At 42.0% G+C, this 21461-nt stretch carries 20 protein-coding genes and 1 pseudogene; all 21 read right to left on the bottom strand.

Going from position 1 to position 21461, the window contains the following annotated elements; genetic code table 11:
• Window positions 1–23: 23 nt before the first annotated feature.
• The 21 genes and pseudogenes from JW799_RS04890 to JW799_RS04990 all read right to left on the bottom strand — a co-directional run bounded on the left by JW799_RS04890 (window position 24) and on the right by JW799_RS04990 (window position 21450).
• The gene (locus JW799_RS04890) at window positions 24–293 is read right to left on the bottom strand and encodes an alpha/beta-type small acid-soluble spore protein (protein ID WP_205428880.1); all 270 of its coding nucleotides are present in this window, start codon (window positions 291–293) and stop codon (window positions 24–26) included.
• Window positions 294–423: 130 nt separating this feature from the next.
• Complete coding sequence (rfbD, locus tag JW799_RS04895) at window positions 424–1281, bottom strand: dTDP-4-dehydrorhamnose reductase (protein WP_205428881.1); 858 nt, start codon at window positions 1279–1281, stop codon at window positions 424–426.
• 4 nt (window positions 1282–1285) lie between these two features.
• A complete protein-coding gene (gene rfbB / locus JW799_RS04900; RefSeq protein ID WP_205432820.1) occupies window positions 1286–2302 on the bottom strand; it encodes a dTDP-glucose 4,6-dehydratase in 1017 nt (338 codons plus the stop codon).
• Between the two features lie 5 nt (window positions 2303–2307).
• A pseudogene (gene rfbC, locus JW799_RS04905) lies at window positions 2308–2867 on the bottom strand (dTDP-4-dehydrorhamnose 3,5-epimerase).
• A gap of 25 nt (window positions 2868–2892) precedes the next feature.
• A complete protein-coding gene (locus JW799_RS04910) occupies window positions 2893–3636 on the bottom strand; it encodes a sugar phosphate nucleotidyltransferase (protein WP_080832552.1) in 744 nt (247 codons plus the stop codon).
• 67 nt (window positions 3637–3703) lie between these two features.
• Window positions 3704–4597: a decaprenyl-phosphate phosphoribosyltransferase gene (locus JW799_RS04915; RefSeq protein ID WP_080832553.1), complete on the bottom strand. Its 894-nt coding sequence runs from the start codon at window positions 4595–4597 to the stop codon at window positions 3704–3706.
• 13 nt (window positions 4598–4610) lie between these two features.
• A complete protein-coding gene (locus tag JW799_RS04920) occupies window positions 4611–5012 on the bottom strand; it encodes a divergent PAP2 family protein (protein ID WP_080832554.1) in 402 nt (133 codons plus the stop codon).
• A 17-nt stretch (window positions 5013–5029) separates the two neighbouring features.
• On the bottom strand, window positions 5030–6151 hold the full coding sequence (locus JW799_RS04925) for a glycosyltransferase family 4 protein (RefSeq protein WP_080832555.1): 1122 nt from the start codon (window positions 6149–6151) through the stop codon (window positions 5030–5032).
• Between the two features lie 10 nt (window positions 6152–6161).
• Window positions 6162–6527, bottom strand: a complete 366-nt coding sequence (locus JW799_RS04930) for an EamA family transporter (RefSeq protein ID WP_240353523.1) — start codon at window positions 6525–6527, stop codon at window positions 6162–6164.
• 29 nt (window positions 6528–6556) lie between these two features.
• Complete coding sequence (locus tag JW799_RS04935; protein WP_080832557.1) at window positions 6557–8674, bottom strand: hypothetical protein; 2118 nt, start codon at window positions 8672–8674, stop codon at window positions 6557–6559.
• A gap of 16 nt (window positions 8675–8690) precedes the next feature.
• The gene (locus JW799_RS04940) at window positions 8691–11051 is read right to left on the bottom strand and encodes a glycosyltransferase (protein ID WP_080832558.1); all 2361 of its coding nucleotides are present in this window, start codon (window positions 11049–11051) and stop codon (window positions 8691–8693) included.
• Window positions 11048–12253, bottom strand: a complete 1206-nt coding sequence (locus tag JW799_RS04945) for a glycosyltransferase family 4 protein (protein WP_080832559.1) — start codon at window positions 12251–12253, stop codon at window positions 11048–11050. Before JW799_RS04945 ends, JW799_RS04940 begins: the two co-directional genes overlap by 4 nt.
• A 16-nt stretch (window positions 12254–12269) precedes the next feature.
• A complete protein-coding gene (locus JW799_RS04950) occupies window positions 12270–13382 on the bottom strand; it encodes a class I SAM-dependent methyltransferase (RefSeq protein WP_205428882.1) in 1113 nt (370 codons plus the stop codon).
• An 11-nt stretch (window positions 13383–13393) separates the two neighbouring features.
• A complete protein-coding gene (locus JW799_RS04955; protein WP_205428883.1) occupies window positions 13394–14650 on the bottom strand; it encodes an ABC transporter ATP-binding protein in 1257 nt (418 codons plus the stop codon).
• A gap of 14 nt (window positions 14651–14664) precedes the next feature.
• Window positions 14665–15441 (bottom strand): ABC transporter permease, encoded by a 777-nt coding sequence (locus JW799_RS04960; RefSeq protein ID WP_205428884.1) that lies wholly within the window; start codon window positions 15439–15441, stop codon window positions 14665–14667.
• The gene (locus tag JW799_RS04965; RefSeq protein ID WP_080832563.1) at window positions 15434–16417 is read right to left on the bottom strand and encodes a GDP-mannose 4,6-dehydratase; all 984 of its coding nucleotides are present in this window, start codon (window positions 16415–16417) and stop codon (window positions 15434–15436) included. Before JW799_RS04965 ends, JW799_RS04960 begins: the two co-directional genes overlap by 8 nt.
• Before the next feature lie 13 nt (window positions 16418–16430).
• Window positions 16431–17417: a GDP-mannose 4,6-dehydratase gene (gene gmd / locus JW799_RS04970; protein ID WP_080832564.1), complete on the bottom strand. Its 987-nt coding sequence runs from the start codon at window positions 17415–17417 to the stop codon at window positions 16431–16433.
• A gap of 20 nt (window positions 17418–17437) precedes the next feature.
• On the bottom strand, window positions 17438–18517 hold the full coding sequence (locus tag JW799_RS04975) for a mannose-1-phosphate guanylyltransferase (RefSeq protein WP_080832565.1): 1080 nt from the start codon (window positions 18515–18517) through the stop codon (window positions 17438–17440).
• Entirely contained in the window at window positions 18514–19758 is a 1245-nt protein-coding gene (locus JW799_RS04980; protein WP_240353147.1) for a glycosyltransferase, read from the bottom strand. Before JW799_RS04980 ends, JW799_RS04975 begins: the two co-directional genes overlap by 4 nt.
• Before the next feature lie 179 nt (window positions 19759–19937).
• Window positions 19938–20471 carry a hypothetical protein gene (locus JW799_RS04985; RefSeq protein WP_240353148.1) on the bottom strand — a complete coding sequence of 178 codons (534 nt, stop codon included), beginning with the start codon at window positions 20469–20471 and terminating at the stop codon, window positions 19938–19940.
• 16 nt (window positions 20472–20487) lie between these two features.
• Window positions 20488–21450: a glycosyltransferase family 2 protein gene (locus tag JW799_RS04990; protein ID WP_205428885.1), complete on the bottom strand. Its 963-nt coding sequence runs from the start codon at window positions 21448–21450 to the stop codon at window positions 20488–20490.
• Between the last annotated feature and the right edge of the window lie 11 nt (window positions 21451–21461).

Consider the following 21461-nt stretch of genomic DNA (forward strand, 5'->3'; position numbering starts at 1 on the left):
CCGGGCGAATGCGCAAGCCTGATTTACAGTTGCGTTTGTTGGGCGCGCCGGACGAGCCGTTTCGTAATTTCCCCGCCGACGGATCCCGCTTCCCTTGCCGTCAAATGGCCGAGATAGGAGGAGCCTCCGCCGAATCCCGCTTGCACGCTGCCCAGCTCGCCGGCAAACTCCGCATCCAGCCCGCCCGCGTTATGGCCGAACGGCACGCCCAGCTCCGAAGCCACTTCGTACTTCATTTGATCCAACGCCGTGCCGCATTCCGGCACCAGCTTCCGGTTTCTTCTGTTTGCCATGTTGGCCGCACCTCCTTGATTGGTTACGGCCTTAGTATGCTCGGGAACGCTTTGCCGGAGGCGTATGACATTCTGGATGCCGGGGCAAAATGTAGCAGATTGGCAAAGGTTAGCCAAATCGCTCGCTCAACTAACCCTCAAGTTCCTTGAGAAACGCGCGAAGCGCCTCGCGCCAGGGCCGCAAGTCCGTAAGTCCGTTTTGGCGAATCGCTGCATGATCCATGACCGAATAGGCCGGGCGCGGCGCCGGACGCGGGAATTGTTCCGTCGTGCAAGGCTCGGTGCGGATCGCGATTCCACTCTCTTCAAAAATCGCCCGCGCGAACTCGTACCAGGAGCAAACTCCCGTATTCGACGCGTGATAAATCCCGTACGCTTCGGTTTGTGCAAGCTCGATCAGGAATTTCGCCAGGTCGTACGTATAGGTGGGCGAACCGATCTGATCCTCGACCACCGTCACGGAATCCCGCTCGGCCGCAAGCTTCAGCATCGTCTTGACGAAATTGTTCCCGTACTTGCCGTATACCCAGGACGTTCTCACGATAAAATAACGGTCAGAAAGCGATTGAAGCAGCGCCTCTCCCGCACGTTTGGACTTCCCGTACACCGATTGCGGGTCGGTGTTGTCGTACTCGTTGTAAGGCGAAGTGCCTCTGCCGTTAAAAACGTAGTCGGTGCTCACATAGCAAAGCTTGGCGCCTTGCTCGCGGGCCGCGATCGCCAGGTTGCGGGTACCGAGCGCATTGACCCGATAAGCCTCGTCCGGCTCGGCCTCCGCTTTATCCACCGCCGTATAGGCGGCGGCGTGGATAACGGCATCCGGGCGAACGGCTGCCAACGCTTCGCGGCACTGCTTTAGGTCCGTAATGTCCAGTCGATCCCGGCCATAGCCGACGAGGCGAACCCGGTCGCTACTCATGTGCACGAGTTCTTGCCCTAACTGGCCGTTCGCTCCGGTGACAAGCAGCGTTAACGCATTCCCGCTCATCGCCTCAGCCTCCCAGCCGTTCCCCGTACTGCTTTTCGTAGTATGCCTTATATGCGCCCGAACGAACCTGCTCCATCCATTCCTTGTTGCTCAAATACCAACGAATCGTCTCCACGATGCCGGACTCGTAGTTGAATTTCGGATTCCAGCCGAGCTCGTTGCGGATTTTGGTCGCGTCGATCGCATAGCGGCGATCGTGCCCCAAACGATCCGTTACGTAAGTAATGAGCGATTCCGGCTTGTTCAATTCGTTCAGAATCGTTTGGACGACTTGGATATTCGTCCGCTCATTGTTGCCGCCGACGTTGTAAACTTCTCCGTTGACGCCTTTGCGAATGACCAGATCAATCGCGCTGCAATGATCCTCGACGTACAGCCAGTCGCGCACGTTGAGCCCGTCGCCGTACACCGGCAGCGGCTTATCCTCAAGCGCGTTCTGGATCATGAGCGGGATGAGCTTTTCCGGGAATTGATACGGCCCGTAGTTGTTCGAACAGCGGGTGATGTTCACCGGCAGGCCGAACGTCTCGTGGTAGGCGCGAACAAGCAAGTCCGCTCCCGCTTTGCTCGCCGAGTAAGGACTGTTCGGAGCGAGCGGCGTCGTCTCGGAGAACAGTCCGGTTTCGCCCAGCGTCCCGTACACTTCGTCGGTGGACACTTGAACGAACTTCCGGATTTTGTATTGCTTGGCCAGCTCGAGCAGCGTTTGCGTGCCGAGAATATTCGTTTTCACGAAGACGTCCGGCTCCAGAATGCTGCGGTCCACATGCGACTCCGCCGCGAAGTTGACGACCACGTCGACGCCCTGCTCGAACAAAGGCTCAAGCGCCTTGCGATCGGTAATATCTATCTTCGCGAACTTATAATTCGGATTTCCCTCGACTGAACGGAGGTTTTCCAAATTGCCCGCATAAGTCAAACTGTCTACGTTGATGACGATATCTTCCGAATGCTCCCGCAGCACATAATGCACGAAGTTGCTTCCGATAAAACCGGCTCCGCCGGTCACGAGTAACTTCATCAATTTTAATCAACCCCATATACGAAATTGTTTTCTGCGTCGGCCAATTTCGAATGGCGGCTGTCTTTGTCGGAAAGAATAGGTTGGACAACTGGCCAATCAATGCCCAAATCGGGATCGTTCCATGCTATACCCCGATCATGTTCGGACGAATAAAATTCATCAACTTTATAAAGTACTTCTGTCTGCGGTACCAATGTACAAAAACCGTGAGCAAATCCTTTAGGAACAAACAGTTGACGTTTATTGGCGGATGTCAAAATAAAAGCTTCCCATTGCCCAAAGGTAGGAGATCCGTCCCGGATATCCACCACCACGTCGTAAATGGCTCCTGCAATTACTCTGACCAGTTTCGATTGAGCTCTGGGATTCAATTGATAATGCAATCCCGAAGAACACCCGCTTCAGAAGAAAACGAATGGTTATCCTGAACGAACTCACAAGCAATACCCGATTCCGAAAACCGCCCAGCATGATAAGATTCCAAAAAAAAGCCACGCTGATCTCCATGCACAACCGGATCAATTAGTTTGATGCCGGGCAACTTGCTGTCCGACACTTTCATCGTTAAGTTCCACCGCCTTGAAGTCCTATCCTTTAATCGTTGCGAACCCGTCGTCAAAAAGGATATCCTTGGCTAATTCATTTGCCTTTCGGTAGGAATCGTAAGTCCCTGCATCGGTCCACCATCCCTGTAGGATATCATACAACAACTCATTTTTGGAAATGTACGCGTTGTTGACGTCTGTAATTTCCAGTTCTCCGCGTTTGGACGGCTTCAACGTACGAATAATGTCGAAGACGCGCGCATCAAACATATATATGCCGGTAACTGCAAATTGGCTCTTCGGCCGCAACGGCTTTTCCTCGATAGATACAATCCTGGTTCCATTCAATTCAGGCACTCCGTATCTATTCGGATCTGGCACTTTCTGGATAAGAATTTTCGCTCCTTTCTCCTGTTTGCGAAAACTGTCTACATATGGTGCAATGCTATCGGAAAACACATTGTCTCCTAAGATAACGATCATGGAGTCATTGCCGACGAATTGCTCCGCAAGACCCAACGCTTGAGCGATGCCCCCTGCTTCATCTTGCACTTTATAAGTAAACGTAACGCCCATCTCCCGACCGCTCCCGAGCAAGTTAACAACATCGCCCATGTGTTCCTTGCCAGTAACTATAAGAATGTCGGTAATATTTGCTTCTTTTAACTTTGCAATGGAGTGAAAAATCATGGGGTATCTGCCTATAGGGAGAAGATGTTTATTTGTGACCTTGGTAAGAGGAAACAACCTTGAACCGGTCCCTCCAGCAAGTATAATGCCTTTCATATTCGGGGGCCCCCTCAAGATGAAAAGAGCATGACATACTTTCACCATGCTCTTGGTCGATTCTCTATTATAAAAACTGCTTAATAACTATAATGCTAACAGCAAAAATAATGACAGTCAAAAGAATATGCCGATCGTTTGTAAGTATATCCTCAGGTTTTCCTCCTGATTTTTCAATATGAATAAGATAATAATAACGAAATACCCCGTACAGCACGATAGGAATGGTTAACATCATGGCTTGTCCCTGTTCGGCAGCATACATGGAGTAAAACATAATTAATACCGCAGTTATAATCCCCATTAGCTGGTCAAGTAAATTGACAGTATAAAAATCAAGTACTTTTCTTCGTCTGGTCGGGTCCTCGTTAAATAGTTCGAGTTCATGCCGGCGTTTACCCAATGCCAGAAATAAAGATAGGCCCAGCGTACATAATATAAACCATGAAGTCAGCACTCCTCCTACCGCCAGAGCACCCGCAACGGTCCGTAAAACAAAGCCTAAAGCAATAATCATCACATCAATAATAACCACATGCTTCAAGCGAAAACTATAAAGCAGATTGATAATAAAATATAACAGTAATACACCGACCATATACGTATTAATAAAAAATGATAATAGGATGGACGCTATAAAGGTGAGAATTCCTACAATTATAGCCGTTGGAACGGAGATTGCTCCCGAAGCTATTGGTCTGTGACACTTTTCTGGGTGCAGCTTATCCTTTTCAATATCTACCAAGTCATTAATAATATAAATTGTACTTGCCATTAAACAAAACGAAATAAATGCAAGAAAAGCATTTGCAAAGACAAAGTAATTCAAAAACTCCCCCGCAAAAATTGCTGACGCAAAGACGAGTAAATTTTTTGTCCATTGTTTGGGCCGCAATTCTTTAAGAATCTCAATAAAAACATTTGTCTTCGCTTCTTTAAGGATAACCGTGCGAGAATCCAACTCTTCACCGCCTCTACATTAAAAGATGCAGGATATAACCTACACCTGTTCCTACCGTTAAGCCACCTATAACTTCAAATTTCGTATGTCCGACCCTCTCTCTGTGCCTTACTCCCGTATCTTTGATAAATTTATTTATACTTTCGGCATGCTGGCCCACATACTTTCTTAATCCCGTTGCATCAAAAATCACAATGAGAATTACGGCAATACCTAGCCCAAATACCGGGGAGCTCAATCCTTCCTGAAAACCAATGAGAGCTGTGACCGAAGTTACAGTGGTTGTATGATTGCTTGGAAATCCACCATTGCCTATAAGTCTTTTGGCCTCCTTGCCATGGCGTATATAATTTATTAAATATTTTATCACACCCGCTATTATCCAACCTATTACCGGAGCAAAAAAATAATACAATGCAGCGCTCCTCCCGTTTAAATATTTTGGTTTTTTTGAAATAAAGCAATGTACTTCTTAACAGCACTTTCTATTCCAAAACGTTCCTCAACAACGGTTCTTTCCTTAATGTAAACCTCTTTATTTAAAATTACATCGATTATGCCAGCAGCCAAAGCTTCGACATTCGAAACTTCAACAATTCTCCCCATCCCCGTTTGTCTAACGATTTCCCGCACGCCAGGAAGATTCGACGCAACTACAGGAACACCTGATAGCATGGCTTCAACTTGAACCATTCCAAATGCTTCTAAGGAGTTTATGCTTGGAAGAACAAAGAGATCCAGGGAATTGTAAAAATCTTTAAGCTGTCTTTGCGTCAATTTCCCTAAAAAAGTCACATAGGATTCATCCCAACCTATGGTTTCTTTAAGCTTATCATACACACTCCCACCCGCAACCGCTTTATAATCTCCGGCGATTAAGAATCTAGCGTTCGGAATGGACTTTTTTACTATTGGCGCGGCCTTTAAGAGTATATCAATTCCTTTCTCCTCTACAATCCTTCCGCAGAAACCAATATTTATATAATTCGAAACATCCGTTTTTGTCTGATTAGAAATTTCTTTATAAAATGGCGATGTTGGATGGATCTCCTGCAGTTTGTCTTCATACCTAGGGAGAATTCTGGAATATCGGGCATAATCTTTGCTGGAAACGACTATACTGGATGCTTTTTTTAAACTTACCACAGATGAAAGATCCATTGCCTTGGTTATTAAACGGCCAAAGAGAGAAGGCGATAAATTTATATCACAGTGATAAGTAAGCACCAGTTTCCTCTCAGGAGTTAACCGACCAAATAACCCCGCTTCAGCCATTGGCAGATGCAAATTTACAACGTCTGCATTTTTTTTTAATGCCATAAATGAAAAAATAAACGAAGGACTGATATAACCTTTGCTTATATGAAACAATATATTTTTGCGAATTACCTTTACCCCGTTTATCGTTTCAAATCCTGCCAAATCTTTTTTATGTTTAGAGGTTAATACTGTAACATCATGATCTTTTGCCAATTCTTCAGCTAGCGAACGGGCACATTCCGAAAGACCGCTAATGTATGGCCAATAATAATTTAACACGATTAATATCTTCATTATTTTAAGATTATCCTTTCAGGGTAATTAGTACAACTCCCGCGACAATTATAAACACCCCTAAAATGCGGTACATATTAATCGCTTCCTGAAATACATAATAGCCGATAACCAAAGAAAAAATGTAGTTCACGGACAGTAACGGATTTACAAAGCTAAGATCATATTTTGATAAAACTATAATCCATAATAGAGCGCTGACGAAGTACATAAATAAACCAATTAGGATATAAGGGTTGAATATCACCGCAAGCCCTGCAAGGATATCTCCATTGGCCAACGCCGAGATTCGAGATGTCTCTTTCATGGCTCCGTATTTGATCAAGGGAGGGCCGCTTGCACCTGTCAGCAAAATAAAGAAAATGATAGCTATCATTTTTAGCAATGTTGTTCCTCTTCCCTAAGTTATTGTCGAATCAAGTTTAAATCTTGTATGGCGATCCCCAATTCTCTTGGATCCTCCCCTACTTTTACATAACCCTCTTTAATTTCAAAGCTGATTTTCCGATTATCGGTAAACGAAATTGGCTTTGTGAAATAAACCGATGATTGGGTGATCAACAGTTCGTCTATTTTCTTGTCATCCACGTAAATTTCAAGCGTTCGTTGTTGGACACTGGGAGGAAGATGAGCCATAAATTGCAACACAAAGTTGCCCTGCGTATGTTCACCTAAGGAGAGAGAAAAATTGCTTGTTGTCCAACGCGTTGGTACCCCATTCCAATCCTCCATGCCATGCCAGCCCTCGAAAAGAAACAACTTAGCATCCTTATACAAAGTAAACTCAGAATTGTTCCATAAAGTTTCTCCATTCCTCTTAATAATGTCATTTTTTTTATTCGTAAGTACATAGTTTGGTTTAAAATCCGCTAGATGAAAAGGAGCAAAATACGAACCGGGTTCTTGAAAGAGTATTTTTCTGTCTCGCAAAAAATAGGACAGCAGGTGCTGATCATTCATATTAAAGCCATCTAACAATACGATCTCATCTTCCGGAATAAGCTTCTTCATTGCCTCTAGCTCCAAATATTCATTTGTAACGAGTTCCCCCTCCTTGACTATAACATTCCCTAATTTATAGATTTGCGCTGCGTTTGCCAAACACAGGCATAAAATTACGGAAATGGCGATAACCTTTCGAAACCTAGAAAATACACCAGCTAGTTTATACAAGCCTATAGAGAAAAGCAAAATAATAAACGGTTGGGCAAACATTAAAGTTTTATAGTATCCGTATGAAAATTTATTGATAAATGTTAAATAAATTAGCAACGCCATTATGAATCCTACAAATATGGCTAAATACGTTCTAATCGGTTTTTCAACTTTTATAAGTCCTATAAACGTTATTAGTAGTAATATACCGGCAATAGTACTTAAAATAAGGGATGGACTTCCGTAGTCCAGCGTCTTTATGCCAAAAATCATCAGAACTTGGTTCCAAAAGGGGATATAATCCACAATTCCTGTTGCATTTTGTGTTGAAGTAAATGCAAACAGATTGTATCTAACTGCCAAATAAATAGAAACCGGATTAAGTACAACAATCCCGGCAACAAGATAAAGAATTAACTTAGAATACGATTTAAAACTCTGTCTATTCTTCAAAACAAGCAGAACAACAAACAATGAAAAGGGAACAATCAAATAAGCCGTATACTCACTATAGATAGCAAACAATGCTGATATACTTAAACAGACGTAAGGGACCATTTTAGTATTTTCATCGATGAAAATTTTATATAATAACCCGAAGGATAAAACAAAGAAAGCATTCCCCCCAATTTGAGGCATATATTGGGTGGTGAACATCCAATATAAAAACGTATTAAGCGTGACCAAAACGGTAGCAGTATAGGTTACGGGTTTAGTTAAATTAAAACAGTGTCTGCATGTATAATATATCGCCACAGAAAGGAGGATAACGAAAAAGCAGGAAATCACATTGAAAGTTTGTACTGCCCCAATTCCAAACAGGTTCATTCCAATTGTATTTAAGTAGTCCGCCCCAACACGTGAGTACCTGGAAAAATGAATCTCTGCGATCGAGTAGAACGGATGCAACCCATCCGAAACGGATGGAGCAAAGTAACTCATATTTATTAACCACTCTGGAATAGATAAATAAAATATCAAATCATTATTAATACTTGAAAAAGATGTAGGAAAACCACTCACAATGCTTGGTAGACCGTAAACCAAAAAAATAACCAAAAAAAGAAAAGTGACCCCATATATTTCTTTATTTAAGCTCACATTAATACCTTTAAGAGAAAATAAAAAATGAATCAGCAGTATAATGCTGACAACAAATAATATAGGAATAATAAATTTTGAACCGTAAAACAAGCCAAAACTTTGTATTACGGAAATAAGAATGGATACTCCCATGAAAGGCAAAAGAATAAAAGATTCATTTTTAAAATCTCCGGTCAATCCCGAGACTTTACGAAGTCTTAAGATTGTTCCGAATAGAAAGGTAAAACCCAAATAAAATAAAAGAAGCGCCAAAGTAGTTAACATTACTATTCCCCTTCATTTATTTACGCAAAATAAAGTGCGAGATTTCCTTTGTCGTATTCTTAAAATCACAAGATTTAATAAATTCAAGAGCACGCTGACTCATATCACTTCTTATCCCTTTATTATTTACCAATTCCAGTAAGTATGCTAACAATAACTCCTCCTCATAAACATCGCAGTCGACCTTCCAAACACAATTATCCGGATATTCTTGATATGAACCTACATTCGAAACGATACAAGGAATACCGTAGCCTAGTGCACGCGTTAAAGTTCCCGAAGTCTCTCCCATAGTTGGCCATCTTAAGTTAATACATAGATTACTAGCCATAATATATCGCTTGAAATCTATAATATCCGGCGAATAAATAAATTTCACATTATGTGAAATGCCAAAATGTTTTACGAGCTTTAACAAATCCTGCTTTACATTTTGTTCAGCGTGACCAACTATATATAAATCCGTGTTCGGATTTGTTTTTAATAAACTTGCAAAACATCGAATGATAACATCTATCCGCTTGTTTGGAATCATATTACCAAACACGCCGATAGTAAATTTTTTGGGATCCATTCTGAGATGGTTTCTCATCTCATCCACTTGAGGCGATTCTAGGCTTGGATCGAAAGCAACCCCATGCGGAACGACTTTAATATCGCCGGTAAATGAAGCTGATGTTTCTATCGTTTCCTTTAGCCATTTGCTATGAACGATCAAACCATTGCTTAAATCAACAACTTTGTGGAATAACGGGAATTGCTGACTATTCGGATACGTGCCGTTCTCTAATAGCTGTCTGCCTGCTTCAAATCCTTCCGGGCCATATGCATAAGTTAGTTCATTACGGAATTGTTCTTTAAATCCTTTTACAAACGTAGTATGCATAAAGAACCCAAAAAGATTCAAATCATGCAGCAAAACCGTTCCCGGGTATTTCTTAAGCAATTCGTAAATCCAATCGTGCAACTCATTATTTCCCATATGATAGAGACGATAGGAAATGGAGTCTAACCTCGACTGTTGTTTTTTTACATCAATAACTTCAAAGTTCTCCGATATAAATGCATTTGACGGTGTTATACCATTTACAATTATTTTAATTTCAAAATAATCTCTAAGATAGATCAACATTTCTTCGCTGTAATCTGCTATTCCGGATACTTGAGGAGCAAGCGGACTAACGAATGCCAATATTGGCTTGCCGTTTGTCGTTTCCTCCATTATATTATTCAAAAGTTTTTTTAAAGTTTGCATACTATCAAGCGTTACGTTATTCCAATTAAAAAATTGGGATTGCTTTAAGCTTTTCTCCTTCAATTGTTGCTTGACCGTTGAATCCTCCAAAACACTATGGAGGGCCTGAACCAATTCCTCATCATCATCAGGTTTGACCAATATAGCAGCCTCTCCGGCTACTTCTACTAATGAGGAGCAATTTGTCGTTATAACAGGAGCCCCTACCCTCATCGCTTCCAATACGGGCAAACCAAAGCCTTCGTAAAGGGAGGGAAAAACAAATACTTCACATTCTCTATATAATGCAACCAAACATTCTTCGCTCACAAAACCCAAAAAGATAATTCTGTCAACCGGAGCATTTATAGATGATGCGTATTGTTTAAATTCGTTTTGTTCAAGATCATTCTTTATCCCGCTAATCACTAACTTTAGTTCGGGATATGCGGAAGATATATTAGAAAAAGCTTTGATAAGACCCTTATTATTTTTTCTAACATCATATCCAGTTAAAGAATAAATAAAAGGAGAACTCAAGCCTAATTCTTCCTCAAGAATATCAGGTTCCATGCCGGTTCTTGAATTCTGATACAATTCCTCATTGGTTGACGCATAAATCACTTCAATCCTGCCTGGGTTAATACTTAATCTCTGGACCAAATCGTTCTTGGAGGCTTGGGATATCGTTAAAATTAAATCGGCCTTCGAAACGATTTTACATCGTTCGTCATAGATTTTTCTAATATGATCAGGCCAAGTGTCATAGTAATGTTCCTTCATTATAATCGGGATTAGGTCGTAAACAAGGTAGGTTTTTTTTACCTTTAATTGCGTCATATCAGGCACTTCAATATCGAACATAAATGGACTGGTAAAATGGATAATATCTATCTTGTTTCTCAATATAAATTCGTTAATATCTGATTCTTCCCAATATTGATCTCGATTGATCCTATCATCCAACGAAAGAAATTCCGAAACAAACGTAAATTGCCATGTATTGTTTTTTTTTCTCATTAGGAAAAAACGCGATGCTTTATCCTTGGTAACGATATTTTTAAGCCAATTATAAGTATAAATGCCTATGCCTCTATTTTTTTCATTTGTATATAAAGTTTGCACATCAATAAGCAGCCTCATGAAATCAATTCCTCCTTATTAAAACCCTTGGAGTCAAAAAAATTTAATATACGTTCTGCTGTTTTGGGCCACGTATAAAACTGCTCAACATATTGGCGGCCTTTCTCTCCCATTTCCTTAAGATTGAGCTTTGGAGATGAAAACTCTTGCATCAAATTTTTAAAGCTTTCATAATCCTTATAGAATGATCCGCCGCCACTCCTCACGCAGTGTCCCTTTGTTACTGCACATAATTCATGAACGATAACCGGAGTGCCACAAAGCCAACTTTCCATAATTACAATTGAAAAGCTCTCCATTAGCGATGGCTGGATGAGTGCAAGAGCTCCTGCCATCGCATCGTATTTATCCTGATCATCTACTTCTCCAATGTGAACAATGTTAGGAGAGTTTTTCATCACTTCAACAAGCTGTTCCTCTCCCTTGCCTACAAATACGAGCTTAACGTCCGGGCGAATCTCTTCATTGTAACGAGAAAAAAATTCAAGAAGCTGGGGAACATTCTTCCCAGATACTTGACGTCCAACATATACAAAATAGTCGCCACTAATTTTATACTTTTGTTTAAATGTCTCCGGGTTAGGCTTTGATGCAAGCTCTACTCCTCCACCTGAAACAATGCAGTCTTCTTCAGCAATTCCATGCAACTGCAAAGTAAATTCTTTTTCCTCTATTGTATTGAACAATAAACCTTGTGACCGCTGAAACATATGACCGATTGAACTGAAATAAGCCATATCCTCATCATGTACACAGGGTACAATGAAAGAGTGGGATGGCTTGATTTTACTCCCCCAAAAGGTAGTTCCATAAAGATATGGAATAAAAATAAAGATATACTCATTTGCATTATTATCTATAAAATTATACATTGAGTCACTGTTGACCGTTTCCAGCAATAACTGCATTTCTTCTGTATAAGACAATTTATTTTTTTGTATCATCTTCCCCATTAACTGCTCGTATAACTCCAGATTTCTTTTTCTTAGGGAAAACCGTCTAATTTTTAACTCACCTACAACGGATAAACCCTCATTATAATAGTCCTTCCCCCAGTCCCAAAAAGAATCTCTGCCACAAGTAGTCAGAATCTCAACATTACAACCCGCATTCAATAAACTCTTGGCAATCCCGCCGGCAAATCGCTCTGCCCCTCCAGAAATACTATCCGAGAACCATGGAGTAACAACTGCAATTTTCATATAACTCTCCCAATAATTATTTTTTTAAGACAAGAGAAAAATTGTAGAAGTGATTGGCTTCATTTATTTTCGGAACAATTTCCTCACTCAAAAAAGAAGCTACTACCGTGAAGCCTGTTATTTCAAACAAGTGCTTTAATGCCTCCGGGAAAAGAGGTTTTTCGTGTGTTGGGTCCAGGTAATATACATTATGCATTACATAAGTTGAAGTAGTATTCGGAGTCTCAATTACAAGAGTTCCGTCTTTTTTTAACTTTCTATAAAGTAATTGAATAAATTCTATTTTATGCTTGACAGATAAATGTTCAATGACGTGTCCGACAAATATACCGTCCAAACAGCTATCCTTGGCCTCCGATAGGAAATTAAGCACATCGTTGACTTCAGCTTGGAAGCCTTTGGAGACACATTCCTCAATTAAGCGTGGGTTAGAGTCAACTCCGTATCCGCGAATTCCATGCTCTTGAAGTAGTTCTAGGAAGTAACCTTTCCCGCACCCCAAATCAACTACCACTTCGCTATTTTGAAAATATGGCATATATTTCGAATAGATTCGCTTTACTTCGTCTGGCTCTGCACTAAATTTATTTGCAAATGTGGAATAATCGAAATCCATTCTTTTTTCATCTTCAATCTGTTTCTTAACTTTTAGCAATTCGTCTCTCAGTGCATGGAGCAGTTCATCCTGTTTAAATAATTCATTTTGTAATGAAGCATTCTTTTCCTTAAGATGAGAAATAACTCTCGTCTGATTATTAAGCGCTTCAACAGCTGCATTTAATCCAAACCATATTTCTTGATTCAAGTACTTTTGTTGATGTGAGAAAACATCTACATACCATTTTGTAAATAATCGGGTTCCGAATTTCCGAATCGGAACAAGTACTTTTCCTAATAATTTAAATCTTGATACTAACTGAGGTTCTACAAAAGCGACGGGCATATTGGGGGTTACCCGCTGAGATAATCTTTTTAATTGCTGATTTAGCTTTTGCATTTGCTCTCCAACCGGTGTGCTATCCTGCAGCTCATTAATTGAAGGTTCATTTTCAAGGAAATTTACCTTATCTTGGCGCACGACAGTTCTTATTTGATTCATAACATCCCCAGGGGTGAATGTTTTTCTCATGGTATCCCCTCCTAAATCTCTCTAAATCTCCAAATATGCTTTAATTTTACAATCCCAACGTCATTTATTGTACTTGAAACCTTAAAGGAGTATTTTTTATCATGGTAATCATATTGATTCCCATTTGTATCGTGAACCGCAACAGATACGAGATAAGTACCCGATACTAAATCCAATGAAGGTACTACAAATTCCATCTCTCCTTGATCTGATTGCTTTAGATCCTTAACAACAAATTGATCAATCGAAGTGTTTGTTCCATAACAATGGATATTATTTATTGTGACTATACTGACTCCAAATACCGGGTTTTCGATATTTTTCTTTGCTCTAAACTTAAGTTTTATATGCATCCTCTCTCCGGAAAGAAAACCTAGCTTTTTATTGTTTTGGCCATCAGTAAAGATCACATCCGTAATTTCAACATCACGGTTTCCCCATCTATTTGCAGTTTCATTTTTTTCTTCAACTTCCAGCTCATCGATTGGGACCGATGAGTCAGGTTCTATTACCATATCTTCTTCAATTAATCTTTTATTTTCTTCTTCGCTCAAATAAGTCAGGTACTTATCAATAACTCGTCTTGGACTACCATCGTCAACCACTTTACTATTATTAATCCAAACGACCCGGTCACATAGCTTTTCCATAGCTCCCAAGTCATGCGAAACAAAAACGATAGTCGTTCCATTACTTTTGAGCTTCAATAACTGGTCCATGCATTTTTGCTGGAATGCAGTGTCACCGACAGCCAATACTTCGTCAATTAATAAAATATCCGGTTCAACCATAATCGCAACGGAAAACGCCAACCGCATGTACATCCCCGAAGAATAATTTCGAACCGGATTTTCAATATAATCTTTTAGTTCAGAAAAAGTAATAATATCATTTAGTTTTGCTTTGATTTCTTTCTTATTTAAGCCCAAAATCGCGGCATTCATATAGATGTTTTCTCTGCCTGTAAAATCGGGATGAAACCCCGCTCCGAGCTCCAATAAGCTTGAAACCTTTCCCTCTACATCTATCGTTCCCCGATCCGGATACAGGATTCCCGTCAGGAGCTTTAAAAGTGTACTTTTTCCAGAACCATTTCTTCCAAGTAATCCAACCGTCTCACCTTTTGAAATAGTTAAAGATACGTTATCCAGTGCTGTAAAAACTTCCGCTTTGTTCCGCCTGCCCAAAATGCGCTCTTTTAATGTTGATGCACGTTCCTTATATATTTTGAAAGATTTAGTCACATTACTGACTTGAATGACTTCCATCTAATTTACCACCCTTATATTTCTTCGGCAAAATGACGACTAAGTTTTTTGAACACCTTTAAAGAAAGTATGAGAAGAACGCTTGATAAAAGTGCAACAACCAGCAATTCAACCGTATTGGGGTATTGATTATAAAAGAAAATCTGCTGGAAGCTTTCTATTATGACTCGCATAGGGTTATAATCAAAAATATAGCCTATTTCTTCAGGAATCATATTGCTTGGAAATACGATAGGGGTCAGATAAAACCAAACCATAACCAAAATCCCCATAATATGCTCAAGGTCACGAAAATAAACATTCAGTCCGGATATCAATAAAGCCAACGATAATGTGAAAATAAAATAAATTAATAAAACAAGCGGCAGCAATAATAATGGCAAACCAACCTGAACCTTTGCTATTAACAGTATTGGAATTAGAATAATCAAACTGAAAAAATAATTTATGAATCCTCCCGAGACAACAGCCAGTGGCAATATTTCTTTAGGAAAGTAAATCTTTTTTACTAGGCCGGCGTTTCTTATAACAGCACTGGATCCAGCAGTAATAGATTGGCTTAAAATATTCCACGATATTAAACCAATAAATAAGTATGCCGTATAATTATCCATTTCTATTCTTACAACAAATTTGAAGACAATAGAATAAACCAACAACATAAGCAATGGGTTGAGAAGAGTCCAAAAAAAACCTAGAAAAGAACCCTTATAACGTGTCCTTAAATCAGTTAGAACCAGACTTTCCAGCATTTGCCTGTAGGCATATATTTCTTTTGCCTTTTTAAACATTACGGGAATACTCCTTAGAGTTGCTGGATATTTCAGTTCTCCAGTAGTTTAATATATCTTCTAAAGACTGTTTGATAGCAATTCGATTGCTCCATCCCGTCTGCTCATGTATTTTCGTAGGATCACCATAATAACGAGGATAATCCACCGGCCTATGCAAAGCTTGATTTTCCCTAACTTCAATGTTACTAAAAGTACTAAAGCTGATATATTGCTCAAGGATAAAACGGATGGTTACCGGTTTTCCAGAGCAAACATTATATATCTCTCCAAATCTTGCATTTTTCAATAAGGATTCGTACGCAGAAACAATATCTCTTACGTCGCAAAAATCCCGCTCCGAATTAAGATTGCCTACCTCTATTAAGGGCGCTTTTAGTCCAAATTCAATTTCAGCAATTTGCTTAGCAAAATCCGATGCAACAAAACCAATACGTTGCATCGGACCAATATGATTAAAAGGTCTGGCATGAACAATTCTTATTCCATATGCATTGTAATAATGCTGAGCCAACATTGATACAGAAGCTTTAGATACTCCATAAGGACTAATCGGCTGTAAGGGAGTCGATTCCTTAATCGGCATCATATCTGTTGGAACCTTGCCATATTCCTCGGAAGAACCTACTGTAATAATTTTAACTGAAGCAGAAACATCGCTTTTTTTTATTGCTTCTAACAAGGATATCGTATGATCCACATTTGATTGGAAGGTGTCTTTAACATTTTCCCAGGACTTTTTCACAGAACTCTGTCCCGAAAGATGAAATATATAATCCGGTCTGATCTCATTCAGATGTTTGATTAATTGATTTTCATCATTCAAGTCAACAGATAAAATATTCCACGGCAAACTATGAATAGCCATAATTGAAGTTTGTCTGGTTGTCCCCCAAACTTCGTACTCTTTTTCAATTAAATAACTGGCTAAGTGTCTCCCCACAAAGCCGTTAATTCCGGTAATAATTGCCCTCATATTTTCACCGCTCTCAAAGGTAGTTTAATACCTTGCCATATCTTGAAGCCTTCTCTAAATCGCTCTCCACCATCATTTGTACCAATTGCTCGAAACCGACTTCCAACTCCCAGCCAAGCTTTTTCTTTGCTTTCGTCGGATCTCCAAGAAGCAAATCCACTTCGGCTGGCCGAATGAACTTCGGATCGATAACAACATAATCCTGCCAATTCAGTCCTACATGACTGAACGCGATTTGCACAAGCTCTTCAACCGTATGCGTTTCTCCCGTAGCGATGACATAATCGTCCGGTTTGTCTTGCTGCAGCATAAGCCACATCGCTTTTACATAGTCTCCTGCAAAGCCCCAATCGCGTTTAGCATCCAAATTGCCCATCCGAAGCTCTTTTTGCAGTCCAAGCTTAATTCTTGCAACTGCGTTGGTCACCTTTCTGGTTACAAATTCTACACCGCGGCGAGGAGATTCGTGATTAAACAATATACCAGAACAAGCAAAAAGATCATAGCTCTCCCTGTAGTTAACTGTAATCCAGTGACCATATACTTTTGCAACCCCATACGGACTTCTCGGGTAAAATGGAGTCGTCTCTGTTTGTGGCGTTTCCACGACCTTACCGAACATTTCGCTGCTCGACGCTTGATAGAACTTAACAGCTGTATCTGTAACCCGAATTGCTTCCAAAATGTTAGTTACACCGATGCCAGTTGTTTGGCCGGTTAAACCGGGTTGATCCCATGAAGTACCAACAAAAGATTGTGCGGCCAAGTTATAAATTTCATCTGCATTTGCCTTCCGAATTGCACTAACCAAAGAACCTTGATCCAACAAATCCCCTTCAAGGAACTCAATCTCGTCCGCAATATGCTCAATATTTTCCATAATTGGGTAGCTTGTTCTGCGCCGCAATCCATAAACCTTGTAGCCCTTCGAAAGGAGCAGTTCTGCCAAATAAGATCCGTCTTGCCCTGTAATCCCCGTTATCAGTGCGCTCTTAGCCATTAGAAATTCTCCTTTGAAATTTATAAGTATTGCTCGAGCTTTTGCGTTCGAAGCTCTTTGAGCAGCCGTTTTACTTCTTGTGCTTTATCTTTTGTGCAAATCAGCGTGACATCCTCGGTGTCTACTACGATCAAATCCTGAATCCCTAACGTCGCGATTAATTTGCCGTTGTTGCTTTCAATGATGCAATGCTTTGTATCCATATTGAGCGTATTGCCTATAATTACATTGCCATTTTCATCACGGTCATTGATTCGGTCTAACGCTGTCCAGCTTCCGACGTCGTCCCAACCAAGTTTGCACGGAACTACATAAATATTGTCCGCTTTTTCCATGATACCGTAGTCGATAGATTCGTCCGGCATCTTGGCGAACTCCGACTTAATGACTTGTTTCTGAAACGGACTGCCGAGCGCACTTCGAATGGAATTCAACAGAATGTCTACTTCAGGCATATATTCTTTGATTTTCTTAAGTACTGTCGTCGTCTTCCAAACAAAAATACCGCTATTCCAGTAAAAGTTTCCGGCTTTCAAATAGTTTTCGGCGGTATTTAAGTCCGGCTTTTCGACAAACCGACTTACCCGGTGAACATCTAAACCGTTAACTTCATTGATTTGTCCAGTGCTTTCGATATATCCGTATCCCGTCTCCGGATAAAGAGGAGTGATGCCAAGCGTAACTATGTTTTCGTCTGTTGCCGCTACTTGCGTTGCCGTTTCAAGAATTCGAATGAACTCTTCTTCATCCTTAATGATATGATCGGATGGCAGAACGACCATTGTACTGTCAGGAAATTTCTGTTCGATCTGGATTGCCGCAAGTCCTACGCAAGGTGCCGTGTTTTTGCCAACCGGTTCAATGATAATATTCTCCTCGGGGAGATGCGGGATCTGAACTCTGATCAACTCCGCGTAGAGTTCATTCGTTACGATAAACACTTGCCGTATATCCATTAATCGTTCCAAACGGGCAACCGCCTGTTGGATCATCGACTTATTGCCGGATATATTTAAAAACTGTTTAGGCAGGTTCGTTCTGCTTTTCGGCCAGAAACGTTCGCCTTTTCCGCCCGCCATGATTAGACTGGTAATCGTCATAACCGGCCTCCTAATTGATCGCTTATCTCTTTTAAACGCTTTTCTACTTTAGTACCTACTGCCTGCGGGGAGAAGTCCGTTTTGATCGAATGCATCCCGTTCATTGAAATTCGATCATAAAAACCAGAATCATTCACCAGTTTCACCATATATTCGCCGGCATGTTCAATATCGGGATCTGCCCAGATTTGCTCCGCCGTATACGGCCCGTAATCTTTGCCGATTTTTTTAAGTCGATATCGGACAGGACACGAATTCTCTTCATTCATAAAATCGGTATTGGCAGACCAGTTCGTCCCGATAGCGGGTTTGCCTAAATACATAGCCTCAGCCAACCCCAAGCCGAAACCTTCGCTCCGATGCAGCGATATGTAACTATCCGCACACTGAATCAAAGCATTCGTATCGTTACGACTGAAAGTTTCTTTTAAGATATAAATATTGACATAGCCAGTTACAAGCGCCAAAAGCTGTTTCATATCCTCTTTATTCGAACCGGCATTATTTACTTTCACAATTAGACCGACAGAAGAATCATCCGGTTGAAATGCTTTCTTAAAAGCTTCAATAGAGGCAATTGGGTTTTTCCGTTCTTGGAAGCTGTTCATATCGTACATGGTAAGAAATAAAAACGATCGCTCCGGAAGTTGAAAATAGGATCGATTCCGAGGATTTTCTATTTTCACTTCAATGCCATGGGGTATGATGGAAACGGGAACATTGCTCTTTGCGGAAACAGACTCGGCCACGAAAGATGTTGGAACCCATACCTCGTTTACAAATTTAAAACCATCCAACCACTCATCCGGAAATTCGGGTAATTCCCAATGCCAGTACCCGATGTTATACCTTTTCTCAAAGAGCGATTGCCCAAAATGCGTATAAACTTCAACCATTTGTTCAGCATTCACGTGAAAGATATTTACATTGTATTGCGGAGCCTCAACTTCCTTGTGCCGCCACGACATATCGGTCATTCTTGCCGTATTCGTACCTTTAAAATTAATAATGTCAAACGGGATTGAGGTTGTGCTTATACACTTTGCCGCAATCCTGCAAGATTCGCCGATTCCCATTTCGGCCCTTGCATAGCCGATTAAGTTAATCCCCGTAATGTTCAAATGTTGTACCGATGTCGAACGTATGTCCAGCTTTTCCAAAGAGAAGGCTCTGTCGATTACTTTCTTCTTCAGTCTCTTTCTCATGGACTGCGGAATGAACGGAATCAACACTTTTTTCATAGAGATTGCTAACTTGTAAATGATCCTAAAAAGAAAAGACTTCATGAACTACGCGCACCGCCGATTCCATTTGCTCCTGCTATTAAACGCTTCAGAGCTCATATTATCGAATATTATACCATGTTTCCTCGCAGTTTTTGACTATTTCTGTAGATTCCTGTAATTGGCGAAACCCCATTCTATTCCACCCGATACCCGCCCCGCACCAGCACCGTCAACCCGTTCTTCTGGTTCGGATCCGGCTCGACGCCGCGGCCGTCGCGTGGGAACAGGATCAGGTGGTTGAGCGGCACCGGCTTGCCGTTCGTGAGGTCGGCGCCGGCCGTCAGATCGGACAGCCCGTTCGCATCGGTCGTATACGCGACCGCTTTGCCCACGCGGACGACAAGCTCGCCGCCGCCGTTCACCATGATGCGCTTGCCGAACGGAACGTTCACGACCTCCAGGGCATCGCCTTGCCCGTTTTCCGCCTCTCCTGCGCTACCGGAGGAGGAGCCGTTGCCGCTGCCCGTCGAATCCCCGTTCCCGGTTCCCTGGCCCAATAGTTCGGCTATTTTTTGATCTACGTAGCTTTTCGTGACGATCGGGTCATCCGTGGAGCCCGGAGCTGCCGTCGAAGCATCCGCGTATACGGTTTTGTAAAGGCCGAAACCGCCGGCAACGATTACGGCTGCGATAAGCGCCGAATAAGAAAAACGTTTCACGTTCATCATGATCCATCCTTTCGTTTTATCGTTCGTCATGGTTCAAGGGGACCGAATAACTTGCGCGTTCGTGCTCCTCGCGATTCCAGTAAAAAGAATACATGCTCAACTTCTTGCGGATAAACATGGGGATGGCCGGATAGCTTAATCCGAGACGATAACCGCTATACTTCGCCGCAGCTTCCAGCACCAGCCGGGGAACGGACCGCCAATCGCCGCTCTGCAGGAGCTGCTGCATTTGTTTTTTGACGAGCTTGACGCCTTGGCCCTCCGCTTTCGCATGCTTCAAAATCCAGTTGTGGATTCTCAGCGAAGCGCCGATGTCGAAGTTCCGTCGAAACTGCTGCCGCAACGTATAATGGTGGGAATGGATGACTCTCGCTTCCGACTGATAAACAACGGTATAGCCATTTAAAATGAACCTGGCGGTAATGACCATATCTTCGTTCAAAATAATCGGTTCCGGAAATCTGCCGATCGCTTCGAAAGCCTCCCGCCGATAGGCAGCGCACACGTTCGTAAAGAAAAAAAGCTTGATGCCGAGCCGATCCAAATCTTTAAGCGACTTGTGCTGCGGCTCGGGAGGATAATTCAATTCGGCCGTCATTCGTTCGAGCACGGCCGCGCCCGGCCTGGCGACTTGGCGCCCGCAAACGGACGATACTTCGGGATGCTCCGCCAGCGGCCGCGTGAGCGCCTCGAGCAGCCGGTCGTCCTCCGGCAGCGCATCCTGCGTCAGAAACACCAGCACGTCCCCGGACGCCTTGGAAGCCGCCATATTCCGCGTGCCCCCGTGATCGAACCGCTCTTTCGGGATTTGGAGCACTTTGGCCCCATTTTCCCTGGCGATCGCCACGGTCCGGTCACCGGAGTCGGAATCGACGACAATGATCTCGTGCGCCTTCACCGTCTGCCTATGGAGCCGATCCAGCAAAGCCGGCAAATAGCGCTCCGCGTTCAACGTCGGGATAATTACGGATATTTGCATTTCATAAGTCC

The organism is Cohnella algarum, from assembly GCF_016937515.1.
Lineage (GTDB): Bacteria > Bacillota > Bacilli > Paenibacillales > Paenibacillaceae > Cohnella > Cohnella algarum.